This is a genomic window from Pseudomonas sp. H2_D02 (assembly GCF_054677635.1).
In genome coordinates, this window is sequence record NZ_CP162816.1 from 2,498,684 (window position 1) to 2,515,935 (window position 17,252).

The 17,252-nt window shown below is 62.1% G+C and carries 15 protein-coding genes and 3 pseudogenes; 13 read left to right on the forward strand and 5 right to left on the reverse strand.

Translation table 11 applies throughout. The features are described from left to right. Positions 1-68 precede the first annotated feature (68 nt). From AB4N42_RS11655 to AB4N42_RS11700, 10 genes and pseudogenes are all read left to right on the forward strand, one after another. Positions 69-824: a heme ABC transporter permease gene (locus AB4N42_RS11655; RefSeq protein WP_460116218.1), complete on the forward strand. Its 756-nt coding sequence runs from the start codon at positions 69-71 to the stop codon at positions 822-824. Continuing rightward, positions 821-997 carry a heme exporter protein CcmD gene (gene ccmD / locus AB4N42_RS11660; RefSeq protein ID WP_007939192.1) on the forward strand — a complete coding sequence of 59 codons (177 nt, stop codon included), beginning with the start codon at positions 821-823 and terminating at the stop codon, positions 995-997. The genes AB4N42_RS11655 and ccmD overlap by 4 nt, the downstream gene beginning before the upstream one ends. Further along, entirely contained in the window at positions 994-1,449 is a 456-nt protein-coding gene (gene ccmE / locus AB4N42_RS11665; RefSeq protein WP_407683445.1) for a cytochrome c maturation protein CcmE, read from the forward strand. Before ccmD ends, ccmE begins: the two co-directional genes overlap by 4 nt. 3 nt (positions 1,450-1,452) lie before the next feature. Beyond that, complete coding sequence (locus AB4N42_RS11670; RefSeq protein WP_460116219.1) at positions 1,453-3,441, forward strand: heme lyase CcmF/NrfE family subunit; 1,989 nt, start codon at positions 1,453-1,455, stop codon at positions 3,439-3,441. Then, positions 3,438-3,974, forward strand: a complete 537-nt coding sequence (locus AB4N42_RS11675) for a DsbE family thiol:disulfide interchange protein (RefSeq protein ID WP_030141051.1) — start codon at positions 3,438-3,440, stop codon at positions 3,972-3,974. The genes AB4N42_RS11670 and AB4N42_RS11675 overlap by 4 nt, the downstream gene beginning before the upstream one ends. Further along, positions 3,971-4,444: a cytochrome c-type biogenesis protein gene (locus AB4N42_RS11680; RefSeq protein WP_030141050.1), complete on the forward strand. Its 474-nt coding sequence runs from the start codon at positions 3,971-3,973 to the stop codon at positions 4,442-4,444. Before AB4N42_RS11675 ends, AB4N42_RS11680 begins: the two co-directional genes overlap by 4 nt. After that, positions 4,437-5,641 (forward strand): annotated as a pseudogene (gene ccmI / locus AB4N42_RS11685) (c-type cytochrome biogenesis protein CcmI). The gene AB4N42_RS11680 and the pseudogene ccmI overlap by 8 nt, the downstream one beginning before the upstream one ends. Before the next feature lie 14 nt (positions 5,642-5,655). Continuing rightward, a complete protein-coding gene (locus AB4N42_RS11690) occupies positions 5,656-6,063 on the forward strand; it encodes a hypothetical protein (protein ID WP_198797734.1) in 408 nt (135 codons plus the stop codon). Positions 6,064-6,361: 298 nt separating this feature from the next. Continuing rightward, on the forward strand, positions 6,362-7,237 hold the full coding sequence (gene speE, locus AB4N42_RS11695) for a polyamine aminopropyltransferase (protein WP_030141047.1): 876 nt from the start codon (positions 6,362-6,364) through the stop codon (positions 7,235-7,237). 391 nt (positions 7,238-7,628) lie between these two features. Continuing rightward, the gene (locus tag AB4N42_RS11700) at positions 7,629-9,722 is read left to right on the forward strand and encodes an LTA synthase family protein (RefSeq protein ID WP_323155827.1); all 2,094 of its coding nucleotides are present in this window, start codon (positions 7,629-7,631) and stop codon (positions 9,720-9,722) included. 55 nt (positions 9,723-9,777) lie between these two features. Here the strand turns inward: AB4N42_RS11700 and AB4N42_RS11705 are convergent, their stop codons facing one another. Next, positions 9,778-9,930 carry a DUF3309 family protein gene (locus AB4N42_RS11705; protein ID WP_018606531.1) on the reverse strand — a complete coding sequence of 51 codons (153 nt, stop codon included), beginning with the start codon at positions 9,928-9,930 and terminating at the stop codon, positions 9,778-9,780. Between the two features lie 292 nt (positions 9,931-10,222). On the opposite strand from AB4N42_RS11705, the pseudogene AB4N42_RS11710 reads away from it, so the two are divergent. From AB4N42_RS11710 to csrA, 3 genes and pseudogenes are all read left to right on the forward strand, one after another. Further along, positions 10,223-11,039, forward strand: a pseudogene (locus tag AB4N42_RS11710) (SDR family oxidoreductase). A gap of 60 nt (positions 11,040-11,099) precedes the next feature. Beyond that, the gene (locus AB4N42_RS11715) at positions 11,100-11,432 is read left to right on the forward strand and encodes a YnfA family protein (RefSeq protein WP_460116220.1); all 333 of its coding nucleotides are present in this window, start codon (positions 11,100-11,102) and stop codon (positions 11,430-11,432) included. Positions 11,433-11,580: 148 nt separating this feature from the next. Next, entirely contained in the window at positions 11,581-11,781 is a 201-nt protein-coding gene (csrA, locus tag AB4N42_RS11720) for a carbon storage regulator CsrA (protein ID WP_198797737.1), read from the forward strand. Here csrA and AB4N42_RS11725 read toward each other — a convergent pair. The 4 genes and pseudogenes from AB4N42_RS11725 to AB4N42_RS11740 all read right to left on the reverse strand — a co-directional run bounded on the left by AB4N42_RS11725 (position 11,770) and on the right by AB4N42_RS11740 (position 17,138). Further along, on the reverse strand, positions 11,770-11,997 hold the full coding sequence (locus AB4N42_RS11725; protein ID WP_030141043.1) for a YheU family protein: 228 nt from the start codon (positions 11,995-11,997) through the stop codon (positions 11,770-11,772). The genes csrA and AB4N42_RS11725 overlap by 12 nt on opposite strands. 213 nt (positions 11,998-12,210) lie before the next feature. After that, complete coding sequence (locus AB4N42_RS11730; RefSeq protein ID WP_030141042.1) at positions 12,211-13,401, reverse strand: osmoprotectant NAGGN system M42 family peptidase; 1,191 nt, start codon at positions 13,399-13,401, stop codon at positions 12,211-12,213. Between the two features lie 214 nt (positions 13,402-13,615). Then, a complete protein-coding gene (gene ngg / locus AB4N42_RS11735) occupies positions 13,616-15,361 on the reverse strand; it encodes an N-acetylglutaminylglutamine synthetase (RefSeq protein ID WP_030141041.1) in 1,746 nt (581 codons plus the stop codon). A 3-nt stretch (positions 15,362-15,364) separates the two neighbouring features. Continuing rightward, positions 15,365-17,138 (reverse strand): annotated as a pseudogene (locus tag AB4N42_RS11740) (N-acetylglutaminylglutamine amidotransferase). Between the last annotated feature and the right edge of the window lie 114 nt (positions 17,139-17,252).

Consider the following 17,252-nt stretch of genomic DNA (forward strand, 5'->3'; position numbering starts at 1 on the left):
ACTTCCTAGGAAGGTAAAGGCCGACCCGGCGGTTCGCGATGCGAGCCGCAACCGTGATGGAAACAGCAATGAACTGGACCTGGTTTCACAAGCTCGGCTCACCCAAGTGGTTCTACGGCATCAGCGGCAGGATGCTGCCCTGGTTGAGCGTCGCCGCCCTGTTGCTGATCGGCATCGGCGTGGTCTGGGGCCTGGCCTTCGCACCGCCGGACTACCAGCAAGGCAACAGCTTCCGCATCATCTATATCCATGTTCCGACGGCGATGCTGGCCCAGTCGATCTACGTGATGCTGGCGGTCTGCGGTGTGGTCGGGCTGGTGTGGAAAATGAAACTGGCCGACGTGGCCCTGCAATGCGCCGCGCCCATCGGCGCCTGGATGACCGCCGTGGCACTGGTCACCGGGGCCATCTGGGGCAAGCCGACCTGGGGTTCGTGGTGGGTCTGGGATGCGCGACTGACGTCGATGCTGATCCTGCTGTTCCTGTACTTCGGTCTTATTGCGCTGGGCAACGCCATCAGCAATCGTGACAGCGCCGCCAAGGCCTGCGCGGTGCTGGCGATTGTCGGGGTCATCAATATCCCGATCATCAAGTATTCGGTGGAGTGGTGGAACACCCTGCACCAGGGCGCGACGTTCACCCTGACTGAGAAACCGGCGATGCCGGTGGAGATGTGGCTGCCGCTGCTGCTGACCGCGCTGGGTTTCTACTGCTTCTTCGGCGCGGTGTTGCTGCTGCGCATGCGCCTGGAAGTGCTCAAGCGCGAGTCCCGGGCCAGTTGGGTGAAAGCTGAAGTACAGAACAGCCTGGAGACCGCTCGATGAGTTTTGCGTCATTCGGCGATTTCCTCGCCATGGGCCATCACGGCCTGTATGTCTGGTCGGCCTACGGCATTTGCCTGGCGGTGCTGGCCCTCAACGTGGCGGCGCCGATCCTGGCCCGCAAGCGGTATCTGCAACAAGAGGCGCGTCGTCTGCGCCGGGAGAACGGTCAGTGAATCCGCTGCGCAAAAAACGTCTTGTCATCATCCTGGCGATCCTGGTCGGCGTCGGCGCCGCGGTCGGCCTGGCCCTCAGTGCCCTGCAGCAGAACATCAACCTGTTCTACACCCCGACGCAGATCGCCAATGGCGAAGCGCCGAAGGACACACGCATTCGCGCGGGCGGCATGGTGGAAAAGGGCTCGCTGGTGCGCTCCGGCGATTCGCTGGACGTAACGTTCAACGTCACCGACTTCAACAAGACCGTGACCATCACCTATCGCGGCATCCTCCCGGACCTGTTCCGCGAAGGGCAGGGCATCGTTGCCCTGGGCAAGCTCAACGCCGACGGCGTGGTGGTGGCCGATGAAGTGCTGGCCAAGCACGACGAGAAATACATGCCGCCGGAAGTGACCAAGGCCTTGAAAGACAGCGGCCAGTCGGCGCCCGCGCCCGTTAAGGAGGGTTGATCGATGACCACCGGCATTTTTATCCCCGAGCTGGGCCATCTGGCCATGATCCTGGCGCTGTGTTTTTCCCTGGTCCAGGCCGTGGTGCCGTTGCTCGGTGCCTGGCGTGGCGATCGCCTGTGGATGAGCCTGGCCCAGCCAGCGGCATGGGGGCAGTTCGCGTTCATGCTGTTCGCCTTCGGCTGCCTGACCTACGCCTTCATGACTGACGATTTTTCCGTGGAATACGTCGCCAGCAACTCCAACAGCGCCTTGCCCTGGTACTACAAGTTCAGCGCGGTGTGGGGCGCCCACGAAGGTTCGCTGCTGCTCTGGGCATTGATCCTCGCCGGCTGGACCTTCGCGGTGTCGGTGTTCTCCCGGCAGTTGCCCCAGGTGATGCTGGCCCGGGTATTGGCGGTGATGGGCCTGATCAGCACCGGTTTCCTGCTGTTCCTGATCGTCACGTCCAACCCCTTCGAGCGGATCCTGCCGCAAGTGCCGATGGATGGCCGAGACCTTAACCCGCTCCTGCAGGACATCGGCCTGATCGTCCATCCGCCGATGCTCTACATGGGCTACGTCGGCTTTTCCGTGGCGTTCGCCTTTGCCATTGCCGCGTTGCTCGGTGGTCGCCTCGACGCCGCGTGGGCACGCTGGTCGCGCCCTTGGACCATCGTCGCCTGGGCCTTTCTCGGCATCGGCATCACCCTCGGTTCGTGGTGGGCCTATTACGAACTCGGCTGGGGCGGCTGGTGGTTCTGGGACCCGGTGGAAAACGCTTCCTTCATGCCATGGCTCGTCGGCACGGCGCTGATTCACTCACTGGCGGTCACGGAAAAACGCGGCGTGTTCAAGAGCTGGACGGTGTTGCTGGCTATCGCAGCGTTCTCCCTCAGCCTGCTGGGGACGTTCCTGGTGCGCTCCGGCGTATTGACCTCGGTGCATGCCTTTGCCTCCGACCCCGAGCGTGGCGTGTTCATCCTGATGTTCCTGTTGTTCGTGGTCGGCGGTTCGCTGACGCTGTTCGCCCTGCGTGCGCCCGTGGTCAAGAGCCAGGTCGGCTTCAACCTCTGGTCCCGGGAAACCCTGCTGCTGGGCAACAACCTGGTGCTGGTGGTGGCCGCGTCGATGATCCTGCTGGGCACCTTGTATCCGTTGGTGCTCGACGCGCTGTCCGGCGCCAAGCTGTCGGTCGGCCCACCGTACTTCAACGCCCTGTTCATTCCGCTGATGGCGATCCTGATGGCGGTGATGGCGGTTGGTGTACTGGTGCGCTGGAAGGACACGCCGGTCAAATGGCTGATGGGCATGCTCACGCCGGTGCTGTTGGGCACGGCTGCCCTGGCCGTGGTGGCTGGCATCGCCTACGGCGACTTCAACTGGGCGGTGCTGGCGACCTTCGTGCTGGCGGCCTGGGTGTTGCTGGCCGGCGTTCGAGACATCTTCGACAAGACCCGCCATAAAGGCCTGATCAAGGGCCTGCCAACCCTGACGCGCAGTTATTGGGGCATGCAGCTCGCTCACCTGGGCATCGCCGTTTGCGCCCTGGGCGTGGTGCTGTCCAGCCAGAACAGTGCCGAGCGTGACCTGCGCCTGGCGCCGGGCGAGTCCATGGACCTGGGCGGCTACCAGTTCGTCTTCGAGGGCGCCAAGCATTTCGAAGGCCCTAACTTCACCTCGGACAAAGGCACCGTGCGAGTCCTTCGCAAAGGTGAGGAAATCACCGTGCTGCATCCGGAGAAACGCCTCTATACCGTGCAGAACTCGGTGATGACCGAAGCTGGCATTGACGCCGGCTTCACCCGTGACCTGTATGTGGCGCTGGGCGAATCCCTGGGCGACGGCGCCTGGGCGGTGCGGGTCCACGTCAAGCCGTTCGTGCGCTGGATCTGGTTCGGCGGCCTGCTCACCGGGCTGGGCGGAGTTCTGGCGGCGCTGGATCGGCGTTATCGCGTCAAAGTGAAGGCCCGGGTGCGTGAAGCCCTGGGTGCAACAGGAGCCACTGCATGAAACGTTGGTTGATGGTAGTGCCGCTGGCGCTGTTCCTGCTCGTTGCGGTGTTCCTTTATCGGGGGCTGTTCCTGAACCCGTCGGAGCTGCCTTCGGCGATGATCGGCAAGCCGTTCCCTGAGTTCTCCCTGCCGTCGGTGCAAGGTGACAAGACCCTGACCCGTGCCGACCTGCTGGGCAAGCCGGCCTTGGTCAACGTATGGGGCACCTGGTGCATTTCCTGCCGGGTCGAGCATCCGGTGCTGAACAAGCTCGCGCAGAACGGCGTGGTGATCTACGGCGTCAACTACAAGGACGTCAATGCCGACGCCTTGAAGTGGCTGGCCGAGTTCCACAACCCGTATCAGTTGGACATCCGCGACGAAGAAGGCACCTTGGGCCTGAACCTGGGTGTATACGGTGCGCCGGAGACGTTCTTCATCGACGCCAAGGGCATCATTCGCGACAAGTTCGTCGGTGTGATCGACGAGCAGGTCTGGCGCGAGAAACTGGCCGCCAAGTACCAGTCCCTGGTGGATGAGGCCAAGCCATGAAGCGTTGGTTAGCCGCTGCCGTCCTCGGCTTGAGCCTGGCGGGCGTGGCCCACGCCGCCATCGATACTTATGAATTCGCCAACGACGCCGAGCGCGAGCGGTTTCGCGACCTGACCAAGGAACTGCGCTGCCCCAAGTGCCAGAACCAGGACATCGCCGACTCCAACGCGCCGATCGCGGCGGACTTGCGCAAGGAAATCTTCCGCATGCTCGGCGAGGGCAAGGACAACCAGCAGATCATCGATTTCATGGTGGATCGCTACGGTGAGTTCGTGCGTTACAACCCGGCCCTGTCCTCCAAGACCGCGCTACTCTGGTTCGGCCCCGCCGGGCTGCTGCTGGGTGGTTTCGTGGTGATTGCGGTGATTGTGCGCCGCCGCCGGGTACAGCGCAGTGCCACCCCGGACACGCTTTCTGTCGAAGAGCGCCAGCGCCTCGACCAACTGTTGGATAAAACCAAGCATGATTGATTTCTGGCTCGCCGCAGGGCTGCTTCTCCTGGTTGCCCTGAGTTTCCTGTTGATCCCCGTGTTGCGTGGCCGTCGTGCCCAATTGGAAGAAGACCGCACCGCGCTGAACGTGGCGCTGTATCAAGAGCGGGTTGCCGAATTGCAGGCCGAGCGGGAGGAGGGCGTGCTCAATGCGGCCCAACTGGACACCGGTCGCGCCGAGGCCGCCCGTGAACTGCTGGCGGACACCGAGGGTGCCGATGCGCCACGTGAATCGCGCCTGGGCAAGCCGTTGCCGCTGCTCGCCGCCGTGCTGGTGCCGGTGCTGGGCCTGGCGTTGTACCTGCATTTCGGTGCCAGCGACAAAGTTGAGCTGACCCGTGAATTCGCCCAAGCGCCACAGTCGATGGAAGAGATGACCTTGCGCCTGGAGCGTGCGGTGGCGGCGCAGCCGGACTCTGCCGAGGGCCTGTATTTCCTTGGCCGGACCTACATGGCCCAGGACCGGCCGGCGGACGCGGCGAAAATCTTCGAACGCACCGTGGCGGTCGCGGGTCGCCAACCGGAGCTGCTGGGGCAATGGGCCCAGGCGCAATACTTCGCTGATGGCAAGAAATGGTCGGACAAGGTCCAGGCATTGACCGACGAGGCGCTGAAGCTCGATCCGAAGGAAGTCACCAGCCTGGGGCTGTTGGGCATCGCTGCGTTCGAAGGCGAGCGCTATCAGGACGCGATCGATTACTGGGGACGCCTGCTGGCGCAATTGCCTGAAGGCGATAAATCCCGTGAAGCGTTGCAAGGTGGTATCGCCCGCGCCACCGAGAAGCTCCAGGCCAGTGGGGGCAAGGTCGCCCAGGCGCCGGCAGCCAAGACCGCTGCGCTGCTCAAGGTTCGTGTCGACCTGGCTCCGGCACTCAAGGCCAAGGTGCAACCGGGCGACAGCGTGTTCATTTTTGCCCGCGCCGTTTCCGGCCCGCTGCGGCACCGCTGGCAGCCAAGCGCCTGACTGTCGCCGACCTGCCGGCCAGCGTCGAGCTGGGGGACGCGGACGCAATGATGCCGCAACTGAAACTGTCGAACTTCCCGGAAGTCCAACTGGTGGCGCGCATCTCCCGAGCCGGCCAGCCAACCGCCGGTGAGTGGATCGGTCGCAGCCAGCCCTTGGCGAGCAGCACCAGCGCGCTGCAACAATTGACCATCGACACTCCGGACCAATGACAGGAACACGCCCCATGACCGCCATCGCTCGTATCACCCTGCTCACGCTCGTCCTGGGCCTGAGCGCTTGTGCGGTCCAGCGCCCGACCGAACCTTCGGCGCCGTTGCCACCCATCCCGCCCTCGACACCGACCACCAAGCCCATCCCTTCGACCGCGCCAGGTAAACCGGTGACGCCGAACAAACCGACGAAGCCGCTGCCGCGCACCTCCGCCAGTTTCGCCCCGCCGCCGGGCGGCAACAGCCACTGGGATGCCAAGCTCGGGGTCTATGTGCTGGATAACCAGACCAATACGTTCTACCGCCAACGCACCTACTACCGCTGGAACAACGGCTGGAGCCGCGCCGTCAGCCCGAACGGGCCGTGGGAAGACACCACCATCGAAGGCGTGCCAGCAGGGCTGGGGCAGAAATTTCACTAAAGCCGGGTGAGGTGGCTTTGTGGCGAGGGGATTTATCCCCGCTGGGGGTGAAGCAGCCCTGAAAACCGACGCTTCGGTGAGCCATATACAACAAGCTGGTTGTTTTGGGGCTGCTACACAGCCCAACGGGGATAAATCCCCTCGCCACAAAGGCTCGCATGATTTTCTGAAATCAGCTCTCTCGTCATATGGTTGGGCTAGGAGGCCTTCAAGGTTCGACCTGTCATCCCCAGCGTCGTAGAATGCGCGCCTTTGCGAGCCTCATTGGCCCACCGCGTATTGATTGGAGCACTTGACCATGACGACCACCCCGACCGGCGATTACCTGGAAACCCTCTACGAAGGCTATGGCCAGCGTTTTCGCATGGATAAGCTGCTGCACGAAGTGCGCACCGAACACCAGCACCTGGTGATCTTCGAGAACCCGCGCATGGGCCGGGTCATGGCCTTGGATGGGGTGATCCAGACCACCGAAGCCGACGAATACATCTATCACGAGATGCTGACTCACGTTCCCATCCTCGCCCATGGCGCGGCCAAGCGTGTATTGATCATCGGTGGCGGCGACGGCGGCATGCTGCGGGAAGTGACCAAGCATGCGGGCATCGAGCACATCACCATGGTCGAAATCGACGGCACCGTGGTGGACATGTGCAAGGAGTTCCTGCCCAACCACTCCAAGGGTGCCTATGACGACCCGCGCCTGAACCTGGTGATCGACGACGGCATGCGTTTCGTCGCCACCACCGAGGAAAAATTCGACGTCATTATTTCCGACTCCACCGACCCGATCGGTCCGGGCGAGGTGCTGTTTTCGGAAAACTTCTACCAGGCCTGCCGCCGTTGCCTGAACGAGGGCGGGATCCTGGTGACCCAGAACGGCACGCCGTTCATGCAACTGGGCGAAGTCCAGACCACCGCCGGGCGCCTGCGTGGCCTGTTCGCCGATTGGCATTTCTACCAGGCCGCCGTGCCGACCTACATCGGCGGCGCCATGACCTTCGCCTGGGGTTCGACCGACACGGCCTACCGCAAACTGTCCCGTGAAACCCTGCGCGAGCGGTTTATCGGCAGCGGCATTGTTACGCGCTACTACAACCCCGAGATTCACATCGGCGCGTTCGCCATGCCGCAGTATGTTTTGCAGGCGATCAACAAGCCGAGCAACGACTGAAATCCTGAAAGTTGTCGCAAGATGCTTTTGTGGCGAGGGGATTTATCCCCGCCGGGCCGCGCAGCGGCCCCAACAAACATTCAAGCAATTGGGTGTGTCAGGTAAATCCATGGGGCTGCTGCGCAGCCCAGCGGGGATAAATCCCCTCGCCACAACGGTGTTCGGCTCTGGTGAGTGGGCACTTTTGTGTTGCGAAACATTCATTGAACGAAATTTTCACAAAACCTTGCGGACAATCCTCCGCGCTTTTATTGCCCGGTTATTTAATGGCAATGCCATGACCGTTCGTGCAAGATCTGCGCTTTCGCGCAAGCCCCGGCCTTGAATGGCTCGACAGAGGGCGCGCTGTAATTCCTACTTTTGACCCCACTTCAATAGGTCCTCAAACGACATGGCAATCCCGGACGCCCTGAGTCAGCAGCGCACCACGCATCGCCTGCTGCAACCGACCGTCAAATCGCACCTGGCCTACACGCTGCTCTGTGCCCTGGTGATGATGATCATGTTCAGCCTGCTGCGCGTGGCGTTGCTGGTCTACAACCGCGAGATGATCCTCGACACGCCGGCCTCGACCTTCGTGGAAGCGTTTGTCAACGGCCTGCGTTTCGATCTTCGGCTGGTCGTCTATCTCTGCATTCCGTTGTTGCTGGCGTTGTTCAGTGCGCGGGCCATGGCGGCACGTGGGTTCTTTCGTTTCTGGCTGACCGTCACCTCCAGCATCGCGCTGTTCCTGGGCTTGATGGAGATGGATTTCTATCGCGAGTTCCACCAACGCCTCAACGGCCTGGTCTTCCAATACGTCAAGGAAGACCCGAAAACCGTGATGAGCATGCTCTGGTACGGCTTCCCGGTGGTGCGCTATCTGCTGGCCTGGGCTGGCGGCACTATCATCCTGAGCTTGGCATTTAAGGGCGCCGACCGGGCCACGCGTCCGCGTGGACCTTTCAGCGGCGGCAGCATTGGCACGCGCCAGATCGCTCCATGGTACGGCCGTGTCGCGGTATTCATGGTCTGCCTGCTGGTGGCCGTGGCCGCTGCTCGCGGCACCCTGCGCCAAGGCCCTCCACTGCGTTGGGGCGACGTCTATACCACCGATTCGAATTTCGCCAACCAGTTGGGCCTCAACGGAACGTTGTCCCTGGTGGCTGCGGCCAAGAGCCGGATGTCCGAAGACCGTGACAACATCTGGAAAGCCACCCTTGAGCAGCCGCTGGCGCAGCAGACCGTGCGCAACATGCTGGTGCTGCCCGACGATAAACTCGTCGACACCGAGACCGCCGCGGTGCGCCGCGACTACACGCCGCCGGCCGACAAGACGCTGCCGATCAAGAACGTGGTCGTGATCCTGATGGAAAGCATGGCCGGCCACTCGGTGGGCGCCTTGGGCGCGCCGGGCAACATCACGCCTTACCTCGACAAGTTGTCCAAGGAAGGCCTGCTGTTCGACCGTTTCTTCTCCAACGGCACCCACACCCACCAGGGCATGTTCGCCACCATGGCGTGCTTCCCGAACCTGCCAGGTTTCGAATACCTGATGCAGACGCCGGAAGGCAGCCACAAGCTGTCGGGCCTGCCGCAATTGCTCAGCGCTCGCGATTACGACGACGTGTATGTCTACAACGGCGATTTTGCCTGGGACAACCAGTCAGGCTTCTTCAGCAGCCAGGGCATGACCACGTTCATCGGCCGTAACGACTTCGTCAACCCGGTGTTCTCCGATCCGACCTGGGGCGTCTCCGACCAGGACATGTTCGACCGTGGCCTGATCGAGCTCAAGGCCCGGGAAAACGGCAAGCCGTTCTATGCCTTGCTGCAAACCCTGTCCAACCACACGCCCTACGCACTGCCGACGCCGTTGCCGGTGGAACCGGTCACTGACCGTGGGCGCCTGAACGAACACTTGACCGCCATGCGTTACTCCGACTGGGCGCTGGGCCAGTTCTTCGAGAAGGCGCGCAAGGAGCCTTATTTCAAGGAAACCCTGTTTGTGGTGGTCGGCGACCATGGCTTTGGCAACGAGCGCCAGATCACCGAGATGGACCTGGGCCGTTTCAACGTGCCGATGCTGCTGATCGGGCCAGGCGTCCAGGAGAAATTTGGCCAGCGCAATCACACCGTTGGCACCCAAGTCGATATCGTCCCGACCATCATGGGCCGGCTCGGCGGAGAAGTGCGTAACCAATGCTGGGGCCGCGACTTGTTGAACCTGCCGCCAGGCGACAGCGGATTTGGCGTGATCAAGCCGTCGGGCAGCGACCAGACCACCGCGCTGATCCACGACGACAAGATCCTGGTATTGCCAGAGGAAAAGGCAATGGCACCGAAGATGTTTCGCTATGAACTGGGCGCCAACCCACACGCAGAGATCATCCCGGATGCTCCGGAGACTGGCGAGATGAAAACCCAACTTGAATCGTTCTTGCAAACCGCGACCAAGAGCCTGTTGGATAACACCGCCGGCGTTGTTGACGGCAAGCCGGACTGATAGTCCAGTGAATAAAAAAAGAGGCCTTGAAGGCCTCTTTTTTTGCGCTTGGGATTTATATCTTCCCAAGTAACAGCAGGATCAACAGCACCACCAAGACTACGCCGATGATACCGGACGGGCCGTAACCCCAACTTCTGGAGTGCGGGAAGACCGGCAGGCCACCGATCAGCAGGAGGATCAGGATGATGATAAGAATAGTGCCCATTGTTGATTTCCTTATTGGTCAGTTCATCAGTGATTAAAACTTTCAACTGCCAGCGCGCATGCGTTAAATCCGGGCGGCTTATAAAGTCCGACCGTAACGTCCTGTAAAAAATTCAAAGTTTTTTGTCGTTCGATATAGCGCATTGCCGTGGTGTCGCGACTCACGCCAGGACATGACTTCAAGACCTCCCATGGTTTGCCCTCGCCATTCAGCAATCTGATGGAGCGTGGGTCGGGCGGGGGGCTTCGCTACACTCGGCCTATCTCTCCCGGAACAACAAGGCTGTTTCCCTATGCAAAATCGCATGATGATCACCGGTGCCGGCTCAGGCCTGGGCCGCGAAATCGCGCTGCGCTGGGCCCGCGAAGGCTGGCGCCTGGCCTTGTCGGACGTCAGTGAGCCAGGTCTCCAGGAAACCCTCAGGCAGGTGCGCGAAGCGGGCGGCGACGGGTTCGTCCAACGCTGCGATGTCCGTGACTACAGCCAACTCACGGCATTCGCCCAGGCCTGCGAGGAAAAGCTCGGCGGCATCGACGTTATCGTCAACAACGCCGAGCGTGGCGTCGGGCGGGTTCTTCAGCGAACTGTCCCTGGAGGATTGGGACTGGCAGATCGCAATCAACCTGATGGGCGTGGTCAAGGGCTGCAAGGCGTTCTTGCCGCTGCTGGAAAAAAGTCGCGGCAAGATCATCAACATCGCCTCCATGGCGGCGCTGATGCAAGGCCCCGCCATGAGCAACTACAACGTGGCCAAGGCCGGCGTCGTGGCCTTGTCGGAAAGCCTGTTGGTTGAGCTGGCCCAGCAGGAAATCGGCGTGCACGTGGTCTGCCCGTCATTCTTCCAGACCAATTTGCTGGATTCTTTCCGCGGGCCGACCCCGGCCATGAAGGCCCAGGTCGGGAAATTGCTGGAAAGCTCGCCCATCACGGCTGCTGAGATCGCCGATTACATCTACCTGCAGGTCGCCGAAGGGCAGTTCATGATCCTGCCCCACGAACAGGGGCGGGCTGCTTGGGCCATGAAGCAGAAGAACCCACAGTCGCTCTACGACGAAATGACCGCCATGGCTGACAAAATGCGCGCCAAGGCCCGCCAGAACCTGGGTTGACCCGCGTTCCCGGCATCCATCAGGATGGCGCCCTCGTGCCTTCCTGATGGACCACCCCCCATGTTCAATTACCTTTGGTTCTTTCTCGCCGCACTCTTCGAGATCGCGGGTTGCTACGCCTTCTGGATGTGGTTGCGCCAGGGCAAGAGCGCCTGGTGGATCGCGCCGACACTGCTCAGTCTCACACTGTTCGCCGTGTTGTTGACCCGTATCGAAGCCACTTACGCCGGTCGTGCCTATGCCGCCTATGGCGGGATCTACATCGTCGCCTCGATCGGCTGGTTGGCGGTGGTGGAGCGTGTGCGACCGTTGGGTTCCGACTGGATTGGCGTGGCCCTTTGCGTGTTGGGGGCGGGAGTGATTCTGTTCGGCCCGCGACTCACGGGGCCATGAATCAGGTCGAAAACGGGTTTTTGCAGGACATTTCCTTCAGGCGTTGGGGTCCCTGTTTGTAGGGGATTACTGATTTATCGCCGGTATCTTGTGCATGGAAAATTGGCCGGGCATGGTCGAGGTCCAGACCTTCTTAAGGAACATAACCATGCTCGTATTAAGCCGCACCATTGGTGAACTGATTTCCATCGGCGATGACATTTCTGTCCGCGTGTTATCGGTCAGTGGGAGTACCGTGCGTTTCGGCGTGGAAGCGCCACGGCACGTCGATGTCCACCGGTTCGAAATCTACGAGAAGATCCAGAAGAAAAAGGCGCGTGCCGCGCGCAAGGGGTGTTCAATCGAATAGATGCTTGGGCACATCGTGCTTGAGCATCAACTGGCACTGTTCGCTCTCGGGATCGAAGACAATCAAGGCCTGGCCTTTGGCCAGGGCTTGCCTGACTCGCAGGACGCGGGTTTCCAACGGGGTATCATCACCGTTGTCAGTTCCGTCGCGGGTAACGAAATCCTCGATCAGGCGGGTGAGGGTATCGACTTCGAGTTGCTCGTGTGGGATCAGCATGACAGGGCTCCGCTAGACAATTGGGCGGATGCTACGGCGGATGGGCTGTGGCGGCTAGCCCGGGGTTGGCTGCCCTGGCACATCCGTGTGGGAGCGGGCTTGCTCGCGATGGTGATGGAACAGTCAGGACAATTGCTGAATGTACCGCCGCTTTCGCGAGCAAGCCCGCTCCCACAGTTGCGCGTTCACACCCGGCAGCAGCGTTTCCGCCAGTCAACTATCCGAACGCTGCCCGATCAAGCTGTCCACCGACGGCACCCGGGTATCGCTTTCCATCTGCGCATCGTGTTCGATCTGGTGACTGAATCGGTCCAGGGACCCTTGGGCCGGTTGTGCGTCGCTGGCGAATACCGGTGGGCTGAGAATGTAGGCGCCGAGCAGGCGACTCAGCGCGGCCAGGCTGTCGATGTGGGTGCGTTCGTAGCCGTGGGTCGCGTCGCAACCGAAGGCGAGCAGGGCGGTACGGATATCGTGGCCGGCGGTGATCGCCGAATGGGCGTCGCTGAAGTAGTAGCGAAACAGGTCGCGGCGCACCGGCAGTTCGTTTTCCTTGGCGAGCTTCAGCAAGTGCCGTGACAGGTGATAGTCATACGGACCACCGGAATCCTGCATCGCCACGCTCACTGCGTGTTCATTGGAGTGTTGGCCGGGGGCGACCGGGGCGATGTCGATCCCGACAAATTCGCTGACGTCCCAGGGCAGCGCAGCCGCCGCGCCGCTGCCGGTTTCCTCGGTGATGGTGAACAGCGGGTGGCAGTCGATCAGCAGCTCTTCACCACTGTCGACGATGGCCTTGAGCGCCGCCAGCAGCGCGGCGACCCCGGCCTTGTCATCCAGGTGACGGGCGCTGATGTGGCCGCTTTCGGTGAACTCCGGCAAGGGATCGAAGGCCACGTAGTCGCCAACGCCCACGCCCAATGTTTCGCAATCGGCGCGGGTGGTGCAGTAGGCGTCCAGGCGCAGTTCGATGTGGTCCCAACTGATGGGCATCTCATCCACGGCGGTGTTGAAGGCATGACCGGATGCCATCAACGGCAGGACGCTGCCGCGAATCACGCCGGTGTCGGTAAACAGGCTGACCCGGCTGCCCTCGGCAAACCGGCTCGACCAGCAACCCACCGGGGCGAGCGTCAGGCGGCCGTTGTCCTTGATGGCCCGTACCGAGGCGCCGATGGTGTCCAGATGCGCCGAAACCGCCCGGTCAGGGCTGCTTTTGCGGCCCTTGAGGGTGGCGCGGATCGTGCCGCGCCGGGTCATTTCGAAAGGGATGCCCAGCTCTTCGAGCCGCTCGGCGACATAGCGCACGATGGTGTCGGTGAAGCCGGTCGGGCTGGGAATGGCGAGCATTTCCAACAGGACTTTTTGCAGGTATTCGAGGTCCGGCTCGGGAATTTTACTGATCATGGAAACTCCTCGCGGAATATTGGAATGACGGATCCCGTGGCAAGGAAGCAAGCTCGCGCTGGGCCTGTAGGAGCTGGCGAAGCCTCGGGCCGCGTTCGGACGATCTTTTGATCTTTTCGCTTGGGATTCGAGTGTCACTGGAAAGATCGCAGTCTCGCTTCGCTCGGCAGCTCCTACAGGCCCGGTGGGAGCAAGCTCCCTCGCCACAAAGGTCTCAGGTCACCGCCTGGCTATGGGGAAACAACAAATCCACAAAACGCTCGGCGGTGGGCTGCGGTTCGTGGTTGGCCAGGCCGGCGCGCTCGTTGGCTTCGATGAACACGTAATCCGGTTGATCGGCCGCCGGGACCAGCAGGTCCAGGCCGACCATGGGAATGTCCAGCGCTCGTGCAGCGCGCACCGCGGCATCGGCCAGGGTCGGATGAAGGATGGCGGTCACGTCTTCCAGGACGCCGCCGGTATGGAGGTTCGCCGTGCGTCGCACGAAGAGATGTTCGCCCGCCGGCAGTACGCTGTCGTAGTCATGGCCGGCGGCGCGCAAGGTACGCTCGGTCTCGGCGTCCATGGGGATCTTGCTCTCGCCGCCCGTCGCCGCCTGCCGCCGCCGGCTCTGGGCTTCGATCAGCGCGCCGATGCTGTGCTGGCCATCGCCGATCACTTCCGCCGGACGACGGATCGCAGCCGCGACCACTTCAAAACCGATCACCAGGATGCGCAGGTCCAACCCTTCGTGGAAGCTTTCCAGCAGCACGCGACTGTCAAAGCGCTTGGCGGCTTCGATGGCGGCCTGGACTTCCTCGATCGTGCGTAGATCCACCGCAACGCCTTGGCCCTGTTCCCCATCCAGAGGCTTGACCACCACGCGCTCGTGCTCATCGAGAAACGCCAGGTTGTCATCGGCGTTGCCCGCCAGCTGCTGTGCCGGAAGGTTGAGGCCAGCGTTTTTCAATACCTTGTGCGTCTGGCTCTTGTCCTGGCAGAGCGTCATGCTGATCGCGCTGGTCAGGTCGCTCAGGGATTCGCGACAACGAACCCGGCGGCTGCCATGCACCAAGGTGAACAGCCCCGCTTCGGCGTCATCCACCTGCACTTCGATGCCGCGTCGGTGCGCCTCTTCGACGATGATGCGGGCATAGGGATTGAATTGCGCCTCGGGGCCGGGACCGAGGAACAGCGGTTGGTTGATGCCGTTCTTGCGCTTGATCGCAAACGTCGACAGGTTACGGAAACCGAGCTTGGCGTAGAGGTTTTTCGCCAGGCGATTGTCGTGCAGCACCGACAGGTCGAGGTAGCTCAAGCCACGGCTCATGAAATGTTCGATGAGGTGGCGCACCAGCACTTCGCCTACGCCGGGACGTGGACAGTGCGGATCCACCGCCAGGCACCAGAGGCTGCTGCCGTTTTCCGGATCGTTGAAGGCTTTCTGATGATTGAGACCCATCACGCTGCCGATCACCGCACCGGTATCGTCGTCCTCGGCCAGCCAGTACACCGGCCCGCCCTGGTGCCGTGGTGTCAATCGCTCCGGGTCGATGGGCAGCATGCCGCGAGCCTGGTAAAGCTGATTGATGGCCTGCCAATCGCTGTCGCTCTGGGCGCGACGAATCCGAAAGCCGCGAAACACCCTCGTGGATTGCCGGTAATCGCTGAACCACAGGCGCAAGGTGTCGGAGGGGTCGAGGAATAGCTGCGTCGGCTCCAGGCCCAAGACCTGCTGGGGCGCGGCGACGTACAGGGCGATATCACGCTCGCCGGGTTGTTCGTTGAGCAGCTCTCGGGCCAGGCTCGCCGGGTCGGGAAACGTATGGCCGATCAACAGCCGGCCCCAACCGCAATGCACCGCGATCGGATCGGCGCCCAGTTCGCTGCCGTCTTCGGCCAGCCGCGCCTGCAAGCGTTCGTAGGACGGCGGCTGGCCGCGCAAGAGTCGTTGGTTATGAAGGTTCGTATGGGGTTTCATCGATCAGATTCCTTGCTCGCTGAGCCACAGGTTCAGCGCCGCCAATTGCCACAGCCGCGAACCACGCAACGGTGTCAGTTGGCCGTTGGGGTCGGTCAGCAGGCGATCGAGCATGCTCGGGTTGAACAGGCCGCGATCCTGGCTCGGATCCAGCAGCAGTTCACGGACCCAGGCGAGGGTGTTGCCTTCAAGATGCTTGAGGCCCGGCACCGGGAAATAGCCTTTCTTGCGGTCGATGACTTCGCTCGGGATCACCCGGCGGGCGGCTTCCTTGAGCACGTGCTTGCCGCCGTCGGGCAGCTTGAATTTCGCCGGTACCCGGGCGGAAAGCTCCACCAGCCGGTAGTCGAGGAACGGTGTGCGCGCTTCCAGGCCCCAGGCCATGGTCATGTTGTCGACGCGCTTGACCGGGTCGTCCACCAGCATCACCGTGCTGTCCAGGCGCAAGGCCTTGTCGACTGCGGCATCGGCGCCCGGTTGGGCAAAGTGTTCCTTGACGAAGTCTCCGGCGGCGTCGTTGGCGGTGAGCCATTTGGGCTGCACGGTGGCGGCATATTCTTCGTAGCTGCGGTCGAAGAAGGCCGCGCGATAGGCCGCATACGGATCGCTCGCCCCGTCGACCTGCGGGTACCAGTGATAACCGGCGAACAGCTCGTCGGCACCCTGGCCGCTTTGCACCACTTTGCAATGCTTGGCCACTTCCCGCGACAGCAGGTAGAAGGCGATGCAGTCGTGACTCACCATCGGTTCGCTCATGGCGCGGAACGCCGCGGGCAACTGTTCGATGATTTCTTTCTCGTCGATGCGCAATTGGTGATGGCGCGTGCCGTAGTGCTTGGCGATCAGGTCCGAATACTGGAACTCGTCGCCGCGCTCGCCGCCGGCTGTCCTGGAAGCCGATGGAGAACGTCGACAGGTCGTCAACACCGACCTCACGCAACAGCCCCACGAGCATGCTCGAATCCACACCGCCCGACAGCAGCACGCCGACATCGACGGCGGCACGTTGGCGAATGGCGACCGCTTCGCGGGTGCTGTCCAGCACGCGTTCGATCCAGTCTTCCAGGTTGAGATCCTGCTCATCGGGCCGGGGACCGTAGGGCAGCGTCCACCAGGTTTTCTGCTCGGTGCTGCCGTCCGCCTCGATGCGCATCCAGGTGGCCGGGGGCAGTTTTTCTATGCCGGCCAGCAAGGTGCGCGGTGCGGGGACCACGGCATGGAAATTCAGGTAGTGATTGAGGGCGACCGGGTCGAGCACCGGATTGATGTCGCCGCCCTTGAGCAAGGCTGGCAACGCCGAGGCAAAGCGCAGGCGCTGGCCGGTGCGTGACAGGTACAGCGGTTTCACACCGAGACGGTCGCGGGCAATGAACAGGCGCTTGGCGTCGCGCTCCCAAATGGCGAAGGCGAACATGCCGTTGAGCTTGGGCAATAGCGCTTCGCCCCAAGCGTGATAACCCTTGAGCAGCACTTCGGTATCACCGCCGGAATAAAAGGCGTACCCCAGGCCTTCGAGTTCGGCCCGCAGTTCCGGGTAGTTGTAGATCGCGCCGTTGAACGCCAGGGACAGGCCCAAGTGATTGTCGATCATCGGCTGGGCCGAGCCGTCGGACAGGTCCATGATCTTCAGGCGTCGATGGCCGAGGGCAATGGGCCCCTGGCTATGGAAACCCCACGCGTCGGGGCCGCGAGGGGCCAAGTGATGGGTGATGCGCTCTACGGCCGCAAGGTCCGCAGGTTGTTGATCGAAACGTAACTCACCAGCTAATCCGCACATAAGTCCTTACCGGTTTTTCCGTTGGGGAGGGGTCAAGCCATACACGCCGAAAGGGCGGGTACTCAGGAACTGACCGGTGGGATGCCTGTGAGTTTTATATCGATGCGTTATAAG